Annotated in this window: 28 protein-coding genes; all 28 read right to left on the bottom strand. The window is 39.4% G+C overall.

Features of this window, described 5'->3' with window-relative positions:
- Positions 1-2: 2 nt before the first annotated feature.
- Positions 3-380, bottom strand: a complete 378-nt coding sequence (gene rpsM / locus B9A58_RS14745; RefSeq protein WP_084373636.1) for a 30S ribosomal protein S13 — start codon at positions 378-380, stop codon at positions 3-5.
- 2 nt (positions 381-382) lie between these two features.
- Positions 383-499, bottom strand: a complete 117-nt coding sequence (gene ykgO / locus B9A58_RS14740) for a type B 50S ribosomal protein L36 (protein WP_073122828.1) — start codon at positions 497-499, stop codon at positions 383-385.
- A gap of 55 nt (positions 500-554) precedes the next feature.
- Entirely contained in the window at positions 555-773 is a 219-nt protein-coding gene (gene infA / locus B9A58_RS14735; protein WP_073122829.1) for a translation initiation factor IF-1, read from the bottom strand.
- 13 nt (positions 774-786) lie between these two features.
- Positions 787-2,106 carry a preprotein translocase subunit SecY gene (secY, locus tag B9A58_RS14730; RefSeq protein WP_084373635.1) on the bottom strand — a complete coding sequence of 440 codons (1,320 nt, stop codon included), beginning with the start codon at positions 2,104-2,106 and terminating at the stop codon, positions 787-789.
- 3 nt (positions 2,107-2,109) lie between these two features.
- A complete protein-coding gene (rplO, locus tag B9A58_RS14725) occupies positions 2,110-2,556 on the bottom strand; it encodes a 50S ribosomal protein L15 (protein WP_084373634.1) in 447 nt (148 codons plus the stop codon).
- Between the two features lie 28 nt (positions 2,557-2,584).
- Positions 2,585-2,764 carry a 50S ribosomal protein L30 gene (gene rpmD / locus B9A58_RS14720; protein ID WP_221407865.1) on the bottom strand — a complete coding sequence of 60 codons (180 nt, stop codon included), beginning with the start codon at positions 2,762-2,764 and terminating at the stop codon, positions 2,585-2,587.
- Positions 2,765-2,768: 4 nt separating this feature from the next.
- Complete coding sequence (gene rpsE, locus B9A58_RS14715) at positions 2,769-3,287, bottom strand: 30S ribosomal protein S5 (RefSeq protein WP_084373632.1); 519 nt, start codon at positions 3,285-3,287, stop codon at positions 2,769-2,771.
- A 7-nt stretch (positions 3,288-3,294) separates the two neighbouring features.
- The gene (gene rplR / locus B9A58_RS14710; RefSeq protein ID WP_084373631.1) at positions 3,295-3,642 is read right to left on the bottom strand and encodes a 50S ribosomal protein L18; all 348 of its coding nucleotides are present in this window, start codon (positions 3,640-3,642) and stop codon (positions 3,295-3,297) included.
- A gap of 8 nt (positions 3,643-3,650) precedes the next feature.
- Complete coding sequence (gene rplF / locus B9A58_RS14705) at positions 3,651-4,202, bottom strand: 50S ribosomal protein L6 (RefSeq protein ID WP_084373630.1); 552 nt, start codon at positions 4,200-4,202, stop codon at positions 3,651-3,653.
- 10 nt (positions 4,203-4,212) lie between these two features.
- Positions 4,213-4,608, bottom strand: coding sequence for a 30S ribosomal protein S8 (gene rpsH, locus B9A58_RS14700; protein ID WP_084373629.1), 396 nt, complete (start codon positions 4,606-4,608; stop codon positions 4,213-4,215).
- 74 nt (positions 4,609-4,682) lie between these two features.
- A complete protein-coding gene (gene rpsN, locus B9A58_RS14695; protein ID WP_084373628.1) occupies positions 4,683-4,952 on the bottom strand; it encodes a 30S ribosomal protein S14 in 270 nt (89 codons plus the stop codon).
- A gap of 1 nt (position 4,953) precedes the next feature.
- Complete coding sequence (gene rplE / locus B9A58_RS14690) at positions 4,954-5,511, bottom strand: 50S ribosomal protein L5 (RefSeq protein ID WP_084373627.1); 558 nt, start codon at positions 5,509-5,511, stop codon at positions 4,954-4,956.
- On the bottom strand, positions 5,504-5,827 hold the full coding sequence (gene rplX, locus B9A58_RS14685; protein WP_084373626.1) for a 50S ribosomal protein L24: 324 nt from the start codon (positions 5,825-5,827) through the stop codon (positions 5,504-5,506). The genes rplE and rplX overlap by 8 nt, the downstream gene beginning before the upstream one ends.
- 29 nt (positions 5,828-5,856) lie before the next feature.
- A complete protein-coding gene (gene rplN / locus B9A58_RS14680; protein WP_084373625.1) occupies positions 5,857-6,225 on the bottom strand; it encodes a 50S ribosomal protein L14 in 369 nt (122 codons plus the stop codon).
- A 3-nt stretch (positions 6,226-6,228) separates the two neighbouring features.
- On the bottom strand, positions 6,229-6,486 hold the full coding sequence (gene rpsQ, locus B9A58_RS14675) for a 30S ribosomal protein S17 (RefSeq protein ID WP_084373624.1): 258 nt from the start codon (positions 6,484-6,486) through the stop codon (positions 6,229-6,231).
- A gap of 11 nt (positions 6,487-6,497) precedes the next feature.
- Positions 6,498-6,695 carry a 50S ribosomal protein L29 gene (gene rpmC / locus B9A58_RS14670; RefSeq protein WP_084374008.1) on the bottom strand — a complete coding sequence of 66 codons (198 nt, stop codon included), beginning with the start codon at positions 6,693-6,695 and terminating at the stop codon, positions 6,498-6,500.
- Positions 6,696-6,716: 21 nt separating this feature from the next.
- Entirely contained in the window at positions 6,717-7,142 is a 426-nt protein-coding gene (rplP, locus tag B9A58_RS14665) for a 50S ribosomal protein L16 (RefSeq protein WP_084373623.1), read from the bottom strand.
- Between the two features lie 33 nt (positions 7,143-7,175).
- A complete protein-coding gene (gene rpsC / locus B9A58_RS14660) occupies positions 7,176-7,907 on the bottom strand; it encodes a 30S ribosomal protein S3 (protein ID WP_084373622.1) in 732 nt (243 codons plus the stop codon).
- Position 7,908: 1 nt separating this feature from the next.
- A complete protein-coding gene (rplV, locus tag B9A58_RS14655) occupies positions 7,909-8,295 on the bottom strand; it encodes a 50S ribosomal protein L22 (RefSeq protein ID WP_084373621.1) in 387 nt (128 codons plus the stop codon).
- An 11-nt stretch (positions 8,296-8,306) separates the two neighbouring features.
- Complete coding sequence (gene rpsS, locus B9A58_RS14650) at positions 8,307-8,582, bottom strand: 30S ribosomal protein S19 (protein WP_084373620.1); 276 nt, start codon at positions 8,580-8,582, stop codon at positions 8,307-8,309.
- 3 nt (positions 8,583-8,585) lie between these two features.
- Positions 8,586-9,410 (bottom strand): 50S ribosomal protein L2, encoded by an 825-nt coding sequence (rplB, locus tag B9A58_RS14645; protein WP_084373619.1) that lies wholly within the window; start codon positions 9,408-9,410, stop codon positions 8,586-8,588.
- 11 nt (positions 9,411-9,421) lie between these two features.
- Positions 9,422-9,709 (bottom strand): 50S ribosomal protein L23, encoded by a 288-nt coding sequence (rplW, locus tag B9A58_RS14640; RefSeq protein ID WP_084373618.1) that lies wholly within the window; start codon positions 9,707-9,709, stop codon positions 9,422-9,424.
- 4 nt (positions 9,710-9,713) lie between these two features.
- On the bottom strand, positions 9,714-10,343 hold the full coding sequence (rplD, locus tag B9A58_RS14635) for a 50S ribosomal protein L4 (protein WP_084373617.1): 630 nt from the start codon (positions 10,341-10,343) through the stop codon (positions 9,714-9,716).
- A gap of 2 nt (positions 10,344-10,345) precedes the next feature.
- Positions 10,346-10,978, bottom strand: coding sequence for a 50S ribosomal protein L3 (gene rplC / locus B9A58_RS14630; protein ID WP_084373616.1), 633 nt, complete (start codon positions 10,976-10,978; stop codon positions 10,346-10,348).
- Between the two features lie 181 nt (positions 10,979-11,159).
- On the bottom strand, positions 11,160-11,465 hold the full coding sequence (rpsJ, locus tag B9A58_RS14625; RefSeq protein ID WP_084373615.1) for a 30S ribosomal protein S10: 306 nt from the start codon (positions 11,463-11,465) through the stop codon (positions 11,160-11,162).
- Positions 11,466-11,477: 12 nt separating this feature from the next.
- Positions 11,478-13,583 (bottom strand): elongation factor G, encoded by a 2,106-nt coding sequence (gene fusA / locus B9A58_RS14620; RefSeq protein ID WP_084373614.1) that lies wholly within the window; start codon positions 13,581-13,583, stop codon positions 11,478-11,480.
- A 12-nt stretch (positions 13,584-13,595) separates the two neighbouring features.
- Positions 13,596-14,063, bottom strand: coding sequence for a 30S ribosomal protein S7 (rpsG, locus tag B9A58_RS14615; protein ID WP_084373613.1), 468 nt, complete (start codon positions 14,061-14,063; stop codon positions 13,596-13,598).
- 15 nt (positions 14,064-14,078) lie between these two features.
- On the bottom strand, positions 14,079-14,459 hold the full coding sequence (gene rpsL / locus B9A58_RS14610; RefSeq protein WP_084373612.1) for a 30S ribosomal protein S12: 381 nt from the start codon (positions 14,457-14,459) through the stop codon (positions 14,079-14,081).
- Positions 14,460-14,568 lie beyond the last annotated feature (109 nt).

The following is a 14,568-nucleotide window of genomic DNA, read 5'->3' as shown; positions in this document are numbered from 1 at the left end:
TATTATTTAGTAGCCTTCTTTTTGTTGGCAACAGTCTTTCTCTTTCCTTTTCTAGTTCTAGCGTTGTTTTTAGTATGCTGACCTCTAACTGGAAGACCTTTTCTATGTCTCAACCCTCGGTAACATCCAATATCCAATAATCGCTTGATGTTCAATTGAACTTCAGACTTTAGTACACCTTCTACTTTGAAGTTTTCGCTGATAAGCGTTCTTACTGCACCCGCTTCTTCATCACTCCAATCATCAACTTTCTTGCTCCAGTCTATGCCTGCTTCAGACAAAATCTTTTGTGCCGAACTACGACCCAAACCAAAAATATAGGTAAGAGAAATCTCACCTCTTTTGTTTCCTGGAATATCTACTCCTGCAATTCTAGCCATAATTATCCTTGTCTTTGCTTGAACCTAGGGTTCTTCTTGTTGATTACGTAAACTTTACCGTTTCTGCGGATGACTTTGCAGTCTGCGCTTCTCTTCTTTACGGATGCTTTAACTTTCATTTTTCTACTATTTAAACCTACACATCCCGATAATATCGGGACATATCAGCGATTTTTATTTATAACGATAAACGATTCTTCCTTTAGACAAGTCGTAAGGAGACATTTCCATTTTCACTTTATCACCAGGTAAGATTTTAATGTAGTGCATTCTCATCTTGCCTGAGATATGAGCGATTACTTCGTGCCCATTTTCCAATTCTACCCGAAACATTGCGTTAGACAATGCTTCTTTGATGGTACCGTCTTGTTCTATTGAAGCCTGTTTTGCCATTCTTAATTTAAAATTATGCTACTGCTATATTTTGAGATCTACCTTTCAACTTACCAGACTTCATCATGCCTTCGTAGTGTCTCATCAATAAGTAACTCTCAATTTGCTGTAGAGTATCTAAAATTACACCTACCATAATAAGTAGTGAAGTACCTCCAAAAAACTGAGCAAAATTTGTATTAACTCCAGCCATCTGAGCAAATGCCGGCATAATGGCCACCACTGCTAAGAATAAAGATCCTGGGAATGTAACTCTAGTTAATACAGTATCAATAAATTCAGAAGTTGCTTTCCCTGGCTTAACACCTGGAATGAAACCTCCGTTTCTTTTCATATCATCAGCTATCTGATTTGGATTAACCGAAATAGCTGTATAAAAGAAAGTAAACAACATGATCATAATTGCGAAAGTCAAGTTGTATTCCCAAGACTGAAAGTTTGAGAATGTAGTAGCCACATACTGTGCTACATCACTTGACTCAGCGAAGTATCCTCCTACCATGGATGGTAAGAACATCAACGACTGTGCAAAAATGATTGGCATTACGCCTGCTGAATTAACTTTCAAAGGAATGTACTGTCTTTGACCACCGTACACTTTATTGCCTACTACTTGTTTAGCATACTGTACCGGTATTCTTCTTACCGCTTGTGTTAATAACACCACTGCCATTACAACAAAGAACAATGCTAAAATCTCAAGCAAGAAGAAAAGCGCTTCGCTCATTCCTCTAGTCACTGCTTCCTGCATCAAACTACCTGGGAATCTCGAAATGATACCAATCATAATCAACATGGAGATACCGTTACCAATTCCTTTATCAGTAATTCTCTCTCCCAACCACATACAGAAGATAGTACCTGCTGTAAGGATGGTCAATGAAGAAAGTGTGAACAAAAATTTATTTTCTAATACAATCGCATCCGCCGGAATAGCTCCGGCTAAATAAGCACTACCCTGAGCGAAGGTGATCGCAATAGTAAGTACTCTAGTGATTTGATTGATTTTCTTTCTACCGCTGTCTCCTTCTTTCTGTAACTTCTGGAAATATGGAACAGCCATAGTTAATAGCTGGATGACAATAGAAGCCGAGATATAAGGCATAATACCTAAACCAAAGATAGACGCATTACTAAATGCGCCTCCTAGCATGGTATCTAATATACCTAATATACCTGCAACGTTGTCGTCTAATTTAGAAGGATCTATACCAGGAAGAACAACAAATGAACCCAGTCTAAAGATGATTAAAAAACCGACTGTATTCAGTATTCTGACCCTTAGATCTTCAATGGTGAATATGTTCCGTATGGTACTAAAAAACTTCTTCATAGATTACAATGCTGTTGCTTTGCCCCCTGCTTTTTCGATAGCAGCGATAGCGGTTTTAGAGAAGTGATGAACTGTAACGTCCAATTTAGCTTTAAGCTCTCCTCTACCCAATACTTTAACTATATCGTTTTTAGCTGCTAAGCCATTCTCTACCAATGTATCCACAGTGATAGCAGAAGCTTTTGTTTTATCAGCTAGTGCCTGAAGTGTATCCAAGTTGATTGGTTTAGTCTCCACTCTATTAGGACTAGTAAAACCAAATTTTGGCACACGTCTGTATAGAGGCATCTGACCGCCTTCAAAACCACCTTTTCTAGAATATCCTGATCTAGACTTGGCACCTTTGTGACCTCTTGTAGATGTCCCACCTCTTCCAGATCCTTGACCTCTACCAATTCTCTTGTCAGATTTAATTGATCCTTCTGCAGGTTGTAATGTATTTAATTTCATCTTTCTATGATTTCAGAAAATTCTAAAATTATTTATTCTCAACAGAAACCAAGTGACTGACCTTTCTGATCATTCCTTCTATCTGTGGCGTCAATTCTTTTTCAACAGATCTGTTGATTCTACCCAATCCCAAAGCTTTGATTGTTAACTTCTGATTGTTAGGTCTTTTTATGACGCTTCTTTTTTGTGTAATAACTACCTTGGCCATCTTCTTATCCGTTAAATACTTTTGACAATTCAACTCCTCTTTGACGAGCAACAGCATAAGGATCTCTCATTTGACTCAATGCATCAAAAGTAGCTTTCACCACGTTGTGAGGGTTTGACGAACCTTTAGATTTGGCCAGTACATCATGTACACCAGCACTCTCTAACACTGCGCGCATGGCACCACCAGCAATTACTCCAGTACCCGTAGCGGCAGGCTTCAACAATACATGTCCACCACCAAATTTACCAATGGCATCATGAGGAACAGTACCTTTGAAAACAGGGACTCTTACCAAATTTTTCTTAGCGTCGTCGATACCTTTTGTGATAGAGTCAGTTACTTCATTGGCTTTGCCCAATCCGTATCCTACCACACCATTTCCGTCACCCACAACTACGATAGCAGAGAAACTGAATCTTCTACCACCCTTTACTACTTTAGCAACTCTTTTGATAGCAACTACTTTCTCTTGTAGTTCGATTTCGCTTGCTTTGATTGCTCTTATATTTTGCTTAGACATAATTCAATTAAAATTTAAGGCCTCCTTCTCTAGCACCTTCAGCTAAAGCTTTTACTTTTCCATGGTAAGGATAACCACCTCTATCAAATACTACTGATGAGATACCTGTCCCGCTAGCTTTTTCTGCTAGTTTCTTCCCTACTTCTTTGGAAACCTCAATGTTGACATTGTTTTTCCCAATCTCAGCAGATGACGTAGCTGTCAATGTGTGACCAGTCACATCATCAATCAATTGAACGTATATGCCTTTGTTGCTTTTGAAAACAGACAATCTTGGTCTTTCAGCCGTACCAGTAATCTTATTTCTGATACCTCTTCTGATTCTTAGCCTTCTTTGTTCTTTAGTAATCGCCATGTCTCCTATTATTTAGCAGCAGTTTTACCAGCTTTTCTTCTAATAATTTCACCAACAAATCTGATACCTTTTCCTTTGTAAGGCTCGATTTTTCTTAGGGATCTAATCTTTGCACTAACTTCCCCGATCAACTCTTTGTCCGCAGACTCTAAAGTGACGATTGGATTTTTACCTTTTTGAGTTTCCGCTGATGCTTTCACTTCTTTTGGCACTTCCATAAAGATGTTGTGCGAGTATCCTAGGTTTAATTCTAGAATTTGACCTTGTACAGCGGCCTTATAACCTACCCCCACAAGTTCCAATTCTTTCTTATAACCTTCACTCACGCCCTCTACCATATTGTTCAACAAAGAACGGTACAAGCCGTGAAGTGCTTTATGTCTTTTCTGTTCGGTTGGTCTCTGTACGGTCAGTACACCATCCTCTAAGGCCAGCGTGAAATCTGTGTCAATTTCCCTAGCTAAAGTTCCTTTTGATCCTTTTACTGTAACTGATCCGCCGTTGATGTTTACTTCAACGCCTGATGGTATAGTAATCGGCTTTTTTCCTATTCTTGACATCTTATTCTAATTAATAAACGTAACACAATACTTCGCCGCCCACATTGTGTTGTCTGGCTTCTTTGTCAGTAATAACGCCTTTGGATGTAGACAAAATGGCTACTCCAAGACCGTTCAATACCCTGGGTAATGCGTCAGACTTGGCATATTTTCTTAGACCGGGTTTACTAACCCTTTCTAAACTTACAATCGCAGACTCTTTCGTCTCTGGATTGTACTTCAATGCAATTCTGATTTTCCCCTGGACACCATCCTCATCGAATTTAAAATTCTTAATGAATCCCTTGTCTTTCAACACTTTAGTAAGCTCCTTCTTCATGTTAGAAGCAGGAACCTCTACGATTCGATGATTTGCCTTGATGGCATTCCTCAATCTTGTTAAATAATCTGCTATCGGATCTGTCATTACAGTATACTTTTAACCCCCATTTCTTTACGGGGGTGCAAAGTTAGTTAATATTTTATATTTTAAAAACTCTTTTACCAGCTTGCTTTAGTAACACCTGGAATTTTTCCATCACTAGCCATCTCTCTGAATGTAACCCTAGAAATACCGAACTTTCTCATGTATCCCTTTGGTCTGCCTGTAAGCTTACATCTGTTGTGAAGTCTAACTTTAGAAGAGTTTCGAGGAAGTTTGTCTAGCCCTTCGTAGTCGCCAGCTGCTTTTAGTTCAGCTCTTTTCGCGGCATACTTGGCTACCAATTTCTCTCTCTTTCTTTCTCTGGCTTTTATTGCTTCTCTTGCCATATCAATTATTATTTTTCTTTACGAAAGGCATTCCAAATGCCTTAAGTAGTTCATAACTTTCTTCGTCAGTCTGAGCAGATGTCACGAAAGTGATATCCATTCCAGAAATCTTGTTTATTTTGTCGATACTAATTTCAGGGAAGATGATTTGCTCTTTTACACCTAAAGTGTAATTGCCACGTCCATCAAATCCTTTGTCTTTGATACCTCTAAAGTCTCTTACTCTTGGAAGTGCAACAGTCATCAAACGATCCAAGAATTCATACATCTTGTCTCCTCTGAGTGTTACTCTTGCTCCGATTGGCATTCCTTCTCTCAACTTGAAGTTAGAGATAGAAGTCTTTGCCAAGGTTGGTACCGCTTGCTGTCCAGTAATTTGAGTCAATTCCTCAACACCTGCGTCAACCAATTTTTTGTCAGATACAGCTGCTCCGATACCTTTGTTCACAGAGATTTTCTCTATTTTAGGTACCATCATCACAGATTTGTACTGGAATTTTTCTTTAAGAGCAGGTACTACGTCCTTCTCATAAATATCTTTTAGTCTTGGATTAGCCATTTTTGATTACCTCCCCTGTTTTCTTTGAAAATCTTTGCAATTTGCCATTTTCGTCTGGCTTTCTTCCAATCTTGGTCGCTTCGCCAGTCGCAGCATCCACGAGCATTAAATTGCTCATATGTATAGAAGCTTCTACTTTTTTAATACCGCCTTCTGGGCTTTCAGCAGATGGCTTGGTGTGCTTAGTCACCATATTTAAGCCTTCTACGATTGCTCTATATTTTGTAGGAAATACCTCAAGAACAGCTCCTGTTTTTCCTTTCGAGTTTCCTGAAAGTACTTTAACGGTGTCTCCTTTTTTGATGTGAAATTTCATGATCTAAATTTTTCTACGCTATGATAAAATTACAGCACCTCTGGAGCCAATGAAACAATTTTCATAAACTGCTTTTCTCTAAGCTCTCTAGCTACAGGTCCGAAGATACGAGTACCTCTAGGCTCACCACTTTCTGCCAACAATACAGCTGCATTGTCTTCGAATCTGATGTAAGATCCATCTTTTCTTCTTACCTCTTTCTTAGTTCTTACTACTACTGCTTTTGAAACAGTACCTTTTTTAAGGTTACTAGAAGAAATAGCTGACTTTACTGTTACAACAATTTTGTCACCTACAGAAGCATATCGCTTGCCGGTTCCTCCTAATACACGGATGCAGAGTACTTCTTTAGCACCACTATTATCCGCTACGCTTAGTCTTGATTCTTGCTGTACCATCTCTTATTTAGCTCTTTCAATTATTTCAACCAATCTCCACCTTTTGTTCTTAGACAAAGGTCTTGTTTCCATGATCTTTACGGTATCTCCGATACCACAATCATTGTTTTCATCATGAGCAGCAAATTTCTTTGTCTTGATCATGAATTTTCCGTACATCGGGTGCTTCACTTTACGCAACACCTCTACAGTGATAGTTTTCGACATTTTGTCGCTTACCACTTTTCCGACACGTTCTTTTCTTAAATTTCTGGCTTCCATCTCGAACTAACTTATTGTTGGGCGATTTGTTTAGCCCTGATTTCAGTACTTAACCTTGCTACCAATTTCTTAGCCTCTTTCAATCTCATCGGATTTTCGATTGGCGTGATAGCATGCGCAAATTTCAACTTTGCGTAATTTTCTTTCTCAGCTACAAGCTTGCCTTTCAATTCATCAAGCGATAAGCCTTTGATTTCAGAATTTTTCATCATTTCCTCTATTTATAGGTATTACCCTTGTGCTTGAAAATCTCTTCTAACAACAAACTTTGTTCTCAACGGCAATTTCTGCTGCGCTAATCTCAAAGCTTCTTGAGCTAACTCTTTGCTTACTCCCGCAGCTTCGAATAAGATAGTTCCAGGCTTAACGACTGCTACCCAATATTCTGGTGCACCCTTACCTTTACCCATTCTTACCTCTGCAGGTTTCTTTGTTACTGGTTTGTCTGGAAATATTCTAATCCAAACCTGTCCTTCCCTTTTCATCGCTCTGGTCATGGCAATCCTGGCAGCCTCAATCTGGCGACTAGTAATCCAACCTGGCTCTAGGGACTTAATTCCAAAAGTACCGAAGGCTAAAGTGTGTCCTCGCTGTGCGAGTCCTTTTACTCTACCTTTTTGCTTTTTTCTGAACTTCGTTCTTTTCGGTTGTAACATCTCTTAAATATTTTGTTCCTCTAGAGTGAGGGATTATTGTCTTCTTTTTCTTCTAGGACCTTCATTGCCACCTCTCGGGCCACGATTTCCACCGCTAGCACCTTGGTTACTCATGCCTACATTTGGAGAAAGGTCTCTCTTGCCGTAAACTTCACCTTTGAAGATCCACACTTTGATACCAATTTTACCATAAATCGTATGCGCTTCAGAAATCGCATAATCGATGTCAGCTCTCAAAGTATGCAAAGGAATTCTACCTTCTTTGTACTGCTCAGTTCTCGCCATCTCAGCACCACCCAATCGGCCAGCCACTTTGATTTTGATTCCCTGTGCTCCTACTCGCATAGAAGAAGCGATGGCTTGCTTCATTGCTCTTCTGTAAGAGATTCTTGCTTTCAATTGCTGAGCTATTGACTCACCAACTAATGCAGCATCCAATTCAGGTCTTTTGATTTCGAAAATATTGATCTGCAAATCCTTTCCAGTAAATGCTTTCAATTCTTCTTTAATCTTATCAACTTCAGATCCTCCTTTTCCAATCACCACACCTGGTCTAGCTGTGTGAATTGTCAAAGTGATTCTTTTGATGGTTCTTTCTACTACAATTTTAGAAATACCTCCTTTAGGAATTCTGGCCTTGATATACTTTCTGATTTTGGTGTCTTCTACCAATTTGTCAGGAAAGGTCTTGCCACCGTACCAGTTGGAATCCCAACCTTTAACAATTCCTAATCTTAGTCCTGTAGGGTTTACCTTCTGTCCCATCTTATTTGTTTTCTGAAGTTTCAGTATTCTTTTCTGCGCTCTCTGCGTTGTGGCTATCCACAACCAATGTCACGTGATTAGATCTCTTTCTAATTCTGTGTGCTCTCCCTTGCGGAGCAGGTCTCAGCCTTTTCAAAATTCTTGCGCTATCTACAAAAATTTCTTTCACGTATAGATCTGCTTCTTCAAGCTTCACATCCTCGTTTTTAGCTTCCCAATTAGAGATGGCAGATAATAATAATTTATCTAATCTAGCAGCACCTTGCTTTGCTTCAAACTTCAGTACGTTTAATGCATGGTTTACTCTTTGGCCTCTTACCAAATCAGCAACCACTCTCATCTTACGAGGAGAGGTAGGTACGTTTTTTAGTTTTGCTACAGCTTCCATAGTTCAGCTAATTATTTTCTTTTGTCTTTTTTATTAATATGACCTCTGAAGTTTCTCGTAGGAGAGAATTCGCCAAGCTTGTGCCCAACCATGTTTTCAGTTACAAACACAGGGATAAACTTGTTTCCGTTGTGTACTGCAAATGTGTGTCCTACGAAATCCGGAGATATCATTGACCTTCTTGACCAAGTTTTGATCACTGATTTCTTGCCTGAATCATTCATGGCATCGACTTTATTTTCAAGTCTGAAATCTATATAAGGTCCTTTTTTTAAAGATCTTCCCATTGCTTATTTCTTCTTTTTACCAATGATCAACTTGTTCGAATATTTCTTAGGCGTTCTGGTCTTTTGACCTTTCGCAAAGATGCCGTTACGAGATCTAGGGTGACCTCCAGACGACTTACCTTCACCACCACCCATTGGGTGATCGACAGGGTTCATTGCTACACCTCTTACTCTAGGTCTTCTACCCAACCATCTGTTTCGACCGGCTTTACCCAATCTCACGTTCATGTGGTCACCGTTTGATACGGTTCCGATAGTAGCTAGACAAGTAACAAGTACTAATCTCATTTCACCAGAAGGTAATTTCACAGTTGCGTACTTACCTTCTCTTGCCATCAATTGCACGTATGCTCCAGCACTTCTTGCCATAGATGCTCCCTTGCCAGGCTTCAACTCCACATTGTGAATGATTGTACCTAAAGGAATTTCAGACAACAAGAGCGTGTTACCCACTTCTGGTGCTACACCTGGCCCTGATACCAAAGTATCTCCAACCTTCACTCCTTCAGGAGCAATGATGTATCTCTTTTCACCATCCGCATAGAATAACAAGGCAATTCTTGCAGTTCTCATTGGATCATACTCAATAGTCTTCACAGTAGCTGGAATTCCAAACTTATCTCTTTTGAAGTCTATTGCTCTATATTTTCTTTTATGACCGCCACCTACATTTCTGATAGTCATTCTACCAGAATTGTTACGCCCACCATTTCGGTGAACTGCTTTAGTCAAAGATTTTTCCGGAGTAGAGCTAGTGATCTCATCAAATACAGGTGCAACCCTATATCTGGTACCCGGCGTCATCGGTTTTAATTTTCTTACAGCCATTTTCTAACTATTTATACTCCTCCGTAAAAATCAATTATATCTCCTTCGGCCACTTGCACGATCGCTTTCTTGAAAGAAGCAGTTCTTCCAGATACCACTTTCGATTTAGTGTACTTAGTTTTTGCGTTGCCTTGATAAACCATTGTGTTTACCTTTTCAACCGTTACTCCGTAGGTTTTCTCTACTGCCTTTTTGATCTCAACTTTATTAGCATCTTGATCTACTATAAAGCCGTATTTTCCACTTTCATTAAGCGCAGATACTTTCTCGGTAACTAGTGGTTTTCTTAGTATACTCATCTTCTTATTTCGTTAATAAGTTCTGAATCTTTTCAATTGAACCCTCACAAAGTATCAAGTTGTCTGCGTTTAATAGATCATAAGTATTGATCTGTTCAGCAGTTGTTACTTTCGTTTTTTGAAGGTTGTTCGACGACAACACAATGTTCTTATTGTCTTCAGCTAATACTAGCAACGTCTTCTTGTTGTTTAAAGAAAGACTTGTCAATAAGTTTTGGTATTCCTTCGTCTTTGGTGCTTCGAAGCTAATGTCTTCCAAAACTGAAATGCTTTTACCAGAAGCTTTGTAAGTCAAAGCAGATTTTCTAGCCAAAGTTTTCAACTTCTTATTTAGCTTGAAAGAATAGTCTCTTGGTTCTGGACCAAAAACTCTTCCTCCACCTCTAAACAAAGGCGATTTGATACTACCCGCACGTGCGGTACCAGTACCTTTTTGTTTCTTTATTTTTCTAGTCGATCCTGAGATCTCAGCTCTTTCTTTCGACTTGTGAGTACCTTGTCTCTGATTCGCTAGGAATTGCTTTACATCTAAATAGATAGCATGATCGTTTGGCTCGATGCCAAAAACGTCCTTAGCCAAATCAACTTTTCTCCCGGTATCCTCACCGTTTCTGTTTACTACGGATACTTTCATGACTATTTCTCTAGAATTACAGTTCCATTCTTAGGCCCTGGTATAGACCCACTAACCAAAATCAGATTCTTCTCAGGAATAATCTTCATGACTTGAAGATTAGTTACTTTGACTCTGTCGTTACCAGTTCGGCCAGCCATTCTCATCCCTTTGAATACTCTCGCAGGATAAGATGCCCCACCAATAGATCCAGGTGCTCTCAGTCTGTTGTGCTGACCGTGAGTGGCCTGACCAACACCACCGAAGTTGTGTCTTTTAACCACGCCTTGAAAACCTTTACCTTTTGAGTTGGCAATTACATCAACAAAATCTTCCTCTTGGAAAATATCTGCTACACTTAGTTCTTGTCCAAGTTCTACACCTCCCTCAAACTCAACTCGGAAATTTCTAAATTCCACTAAGTGTTGCTTAGGAGTAGTTTTCGCTTTTGCGAAATGACCCTTCAAGGCTCTAGTCGTACGCTTTTCTTTACGTTCACCGTAACCAAGCTGCACAGCTGTATACCCGTCAGTGTCTTCGTTCTTAACTTGCGTTACTACGCAAGGACCAGCTTCTATCAATGTGCATGCGACGTTACGTCCATCGGCCCCAAAGATGCTAGTCATCCCAATTTTTTTTCCTATTATACCTGACATTTCAGTATTAAATTTCTTTAATAATTTTCGCCTTTTCGTCCACTTGTTCGGAAAAGGAGTGCAAAGATAGCAATTAATAAATTGCAGTCAAACAATTCCTAAACAAAAAAGTAACAATTCCGTAAGGCACAAAAAAAGAACCACGCTCACACGTGGTTCTCATATTTTCAAAGTCTAATTATTAGACTTTAATCTCTACATCTACACCACTTGGCAATTCAAGCTTCATCAATGCATCTACAGTTTTTGCACTGTTAGAGAAGATATCTACTAATCTCTTATAAGTACAAAGCTGAAATTGCTCACGAGCTTTCTTGTTTACGTGGGGTGACTTCAATACAGTAAACTTTTCCTTTACTGTAGGAAGTGGAATAGGTCCGCTCACTACAGCACCAGTAGATTTTACCGCTCTTACGATCTTCTCAGAAGACTTATCTACCAAATTATGGTCGTAAGATTTTAGTTTAATTCTAATTTTCTGATTCATAACTAATATGCTTTAAACGGCCTCGCCTTTTACCTTTTTAATTACTACATCTGCGATGTTCTTTGGAACTGGATCGTAGTGAGAGAATGTCAATGAAGCAGTAGCTCTACCAGAAGTCATTGTTCTAAGGTCAGTGATATAACCAAACAACTCAGACAATGGAACGTCAGCCTTTACTACTTGAGAATTTCCTTTTACGTCCATTCCTTTCATCAGTCCTCTACGTCTGTTCAAGTCACCTGTTACGCTACCTGTATACTCATCTGGCGTAACAACTTCAACACCCATAATTGGCTCTAGCAATACTGGACTAGCTTTCTTAGCGGCTTCTTTGAAACCAATCTTAGCAGCCAATTCAAACGAAAGTGCATCTGAATCCACGTCGTGGAAAGAACCATGATACAATTTCACTTTCATGCTATCCAAAGGATATCCAGCCAAAGGCCCATTGTCCATGGCCGCTTTAAATCCTTTCTCAATTGCTGGAATAAATTCTTTTGGAATTACACCACCAACAATCTTATTATCAAACTGCAAACCAGTTTTATCGAAATCCTCATCTACTGGAGACAACTCAAATACGATATCGGCAAATTTACCTTTACCACCTGATTGCTTTTTGTAAACCTCTTTATGATCCACCAATGATTGAATAGCTTCTTTGTAAGCCACTTCAGGAGCACCCTGGTTGATTTCAACCTTGAATTCTCTCTTCAATCGATCAATGATAATATCCAAATGAAGCTCACCCATACCTCTCAAAATGGTCTGACCAGTTTCATGATCAGTCTCAACTTGAAGTGTTGGATCTTCTTCAACCAATTTAGCGATGGCCATTCCCAATTTGTCTACATCTGCTTGAGTTTTAGGCTCAATAGCGTATCCAATTACAGGATCAGGAAATACCATAGACTCAAGAACTATTTTGTGCTTTTCATCACAAAGTGTGTCTCCAGTTTTGATATCCTTAAATCCTACTACTGCAGCAATATCTCCAGCGTGGAATTGATCAATCTGATTTTGCTTGTTCGCATGCATTTGGAAGATACGAGAGATTCTCTCTTTCTTCATAGTCCTTGTGTTGAACACGTAAGAACCAGAATCCAAAGTACCTGAGTAAGATCTTGCAAAACACAATCGCCCCACGAATGGGTCAGTTGCAATTTTAAATGCCAACGCTGCGAAAGGCTCGCTTGCTGAAGGCTTTCTCAAGGTAGGCTCTTCTGTATCAGGATTAGTTCCTTCGATTCCCTCTCTGTCAAGAGGAGATGGAAGTAATTCCATCACGTAATCCAACATCGTCTGCACACCTTTATTCTTAAAGGCAGAACCACAGAACATTGGAACGAAGTCCATATTGATTGTTGCTTGTCTAGAAGCAGCAATAATCTCATCTTTAGTAATTGAATTAGGATCCTCGAAGTATTTCTCCATTAAGGATTCATCGTATTCAGCTACTGCTTCCAACAACTCTTCTCTATATTGATCTACATCATCGACCATATCAGCAGGAATTTCGATTTCATCGAAAGTCATACCCATATCATCTTCATTCCAGATCATGGCCTTTCTTTCTACTAAGTCAACCACGCCTCTGAATCCTTCTTCAGCTCCAATTGGTAATTGGAAAGGAACAGCTTTAGTTCCTAATCTTTCCTTCACCTGATTACAGACCATCAAAAAGTCCGCTCCAGCTCTGTCCATCTTATTGACAAAACCTAAACGGGCTACATTGTAGTTGTCTGCTAGTCTCCAGTTAGTTTCAGACTGAGGCTCAACACCATCAACTGCACTAAACAAAAAGACCAAACCATCCAATACTCTCAATGATCTGTTTACCTCTACGGTAAAATCCACGTGACCTGGAGTATCAATGATGTTGATATGATATTTTTTATCTTTATAAGGCCAGAATACAGTAGTAGCAGCAGAAGTAATTGTAATACCTCTTTCTTGCTCTTGCTCCATCCAGTCCATAGTAGCGGCACCATCATGTACCTCTCCTATTTTATGACTTACGCCTGTGTAATACAGGATACGCTCGGTAGTGGTAGTTTTACCAGCATCAATATGTGCTGCGATACCAATATTTCGAGTCAAACTAAGATCTCTTGCCATCGTTTCCTGTTATTAAAATCTAAAATGTGAAAATGCCTTGTTCGCTTCAGCCATTCTGTGAACGTCGTCTTTCTTCTTCACAGCAGCTCCTTCACCCTTAGCAGCAGCAATAATTTCACCAGCCAATCTTTCTTTCATGGTCTTCTCTCCTCTTGATCGAGAGTATGAAATCATCCACTTGATTCCTAGGGAAGTTTTCCTGTTCGGTCTTACTTCAATAGGAACCTGAAAAGTTGCACCACCTACACGTCTACTTTTCACCTCTACTGAGGGCATGATGTTGTTAAGCGCTTTTTTCCAAGTTTCAAGACCATTCTCACTGGTTCTTTCTTCTACCAATGCTACTGCATCGTAAAAGATAGAATAAGCAATACTCTTCTTTCCGTCCACCATCAGGTAGTTCACGAATTTAGATACTAGCGTATCTTGAAATTTCGGATCCGGAAGAATATATCTCTTCTTTGGTTTCGATTTTCTCATCTTTCTTTTAAATTATTATTTTTTGTCTTTTGGCTTCTTGGCTCCATACTTCGATCTTCTCTGAAGTCGGCCACTAACACCGGCAGTGTCTAAAGCTCCTCTAATGATGTGGTATCTTACACCTGGTAAATCTTTTACCCTTCCACCTCTGATCAATACAATCGAGTGTTCTTGAAGGTTATGACCTTCACCTGGAATGTAAGCATTCACTTCCTTGCCATTGGTTAACCTTACCCTAGCAACTTTTCTCATCGCAGAGTTAGGTTTCTTAGGCGTGGTCGTATATACCCTGGTACATACACCTCGTCTTTGCGGGCAAGAATCCAATGCAGGAGACTTTGACTTTGACACCAATGTCTTTCTGCCTTTTCTTACTAATTGTTGTATAGTAGGCATTTACTTAAAAATTTATATATTTCAATTCTTCCGAAAATTTTCGGAACGCAAAAATAGGGATTAAGTATTTCTCAACAAAATATCCTAACCCCTAATTATCTTATTTATC

It is taken from the genome of Reichenbachiella faecimaris, from assembly GCF_900176375.1.
Classification (GTDB): domain Bacteria; phylum Bacteroidota; class Bacteroidia; order Cytophagales; family Cyclobacteriaceae; genus Reichenbachiella; species Reichenbachiella faecimaris.
The sequence above is the reverse complement of the archived record's forward strand: the minus strand, read 5'-3'. Positions and strand labels throughout refer to the sequence as shown.

Coding starts and splice junctions, on each gene's coding strand:
- rpsN (WP_084373628.1), bottom strand. CDS start 4,952: ATGGCAAGAGAAGCAATAAAAGCCAGAGAAAGAAAGAGAGAGAAATTG.
- rplD (WP_084373617.1), bottom strand. CDS start 10,343: ATGAAAGTATCCGTAGTAAACAGAAACGGTGAGGATACCGGGAGAAAA.
- rplB (WP_084373619.1), bottom strand. CDS start 9,410: ATGGCTGTAAGAAAATTAAAACCGATGACGCCGGGTACCAGATATAGG.
- rpsG (WP_084373613.1), bottom strand. CDS start 14,063: ATGAGAAAATCGAAACCAAAGAAGAGATATATTCTTCCGGATCCGAAA.
- infA (WP_073122829.1), bottom strand. CDS start 773: ATGGCAAAACAGGCTTCAATAGAACAAGACGGTACCATCAAAGAAGCA.
- rpsC (WP_084373622.1), bottom strand. CDS start 7,907: ATGGGACAGAAGGTAAACCCTACAGGACTAAGATTAGGAATTGTTAAA.
- ykgO (WP_073122828.1), bottom strand. CDS start 499: ATGAAAGTTAAAGCATCCGTAAAGAAGAGAAGCGCAGACTGCAAAGTC.
- rplR (WP_084373631.1), bottom strand. CDS start 3,642: ATGGCGATTACTAAAGAACAAAGAAGGCTAAGAATCAGAAGAGGTATC.
- rplX (WP_084373626.1), bottom strand. CDS start 5,827: ATGAAATTTCACATCAAAAAAGGAGACACCGTTAAAGTACTTTCAGGA.
- rplW (WP_084373618.1), bottom strand. CDS start 9,709: ATGAGTATACTAAGAAAACCACTAGTTACCGAGAAAGTATCTGCGCTT.
- rplN (WP_084373625.1), bottom strand. CDS start 6,225: ATGGTACAGCAAGAATCAAGACTAAGCGTAGCGGATAATAGTGGTGCT.
- rpsH (WP_084373629.1), bottom strand. CDS start 4,608: ATGACAGATCCGATAGCAGATTATTTAACAAGATTGAGGAATGCCATC.
- rpsS (WP_084373620.1), bottom strand. CDS start 8,582: ATGGGAAGATCTTTAAAAAAAGGACCTTATATAGATTTCAGACTTGAA.
- rpsM (WP_084373636.1), bottom strand. CDS start 380: ATGGCTAGAATTGCAGGAGTAGATATTCCAGGAAACAAAAGAGGTGAG.
- fusA (WP_084373614.1), bottom strand. CDS start 13,583: ATGGCAAGAGATCTTAGTTTGACTCGAAATATTGGTATCGCAGCACAT.
- rpmD (WP_221407865.1), bottom strand. CDS start 2,764: ATGGCCAAGGTAGTTATTACACAAAAAAGAAGCGTCATAAAAAGACCT.
- rpmC (WP_084374008.1), bottom strand. CDS start 6,695: ATGAAAAATTCTGAAATCAAAGGCTTATCGCTTGATGAATTGAAAGGC.
- rpsJ (WP_084373615.1), bottom strand. CDS start 11,465: ATGAATCAGAAAATTAGAATTAAACTAAAATCTTACGACCATAATTTG.
- rplF (WP_084373630.1), bottom strand. CDS start 4,202: ATGTCAAGAATAGGAAAAAAGCCGATTACTATACCATCAGGCGTTGAA.
- rpsL (WP_084373612.1), bottom strand. CDS start 14,459: ATGCCTACTATACAACAATTAGTAAGAAAAGGCAGAAAGACATTGGTG.
- rplE (WP_084373627.1), bottom strand. CDS start 5,511: ATGGCTAATCCAAGACTAAAAGATATTTATGAGAAGGACGTAGTACCT.
- rpsE (WP_084373632.1), bottom strand. CDS start 3,287: ATGTCTAAGCAAAATATAAGAGCAATCAAAGCAAGCGAAATCGAACTA.
- rplV (WP_084373621.1), bottom strand. CDS start 8,295: ATGGAAGCTGTAGCAAAACTAAAAAACGTACCTACCTCTCCTCGTAAG.
- secY (WP_084373635.1), bottom strand. CDS start 2,106: ATGAAGAAGTTTTTTAGTACCATACGGAACATATTCACCATTGAAGAT.
- rpsQ (WP_084373624.1), bottom strand. CDS start 6,486: ATGGAAGCCAGAAATTTAAGAAAAGAACGTGTCGGAAAAGTGGTAAGC.
- rplO (WP_084373634.1), bottom strand. CDS start 2,556: ATGAAATTAAATACATTACAACCTGCAGAAGGATCAATTAAATCTGAC.
- rplP (WP_084373623.1), bottom strand. CDS start 7,142: ATGTTACAACCGAAAAGAACGAAGTTCAGAAAAAAGCAAAAAGGTAGA.
- rplC (WP_084373616.1), bottom strand. CDS start 10,978: ATGTCAGGTATAATAGGAAAAAAAATTGGGATGACTAGCATCTTTGGG.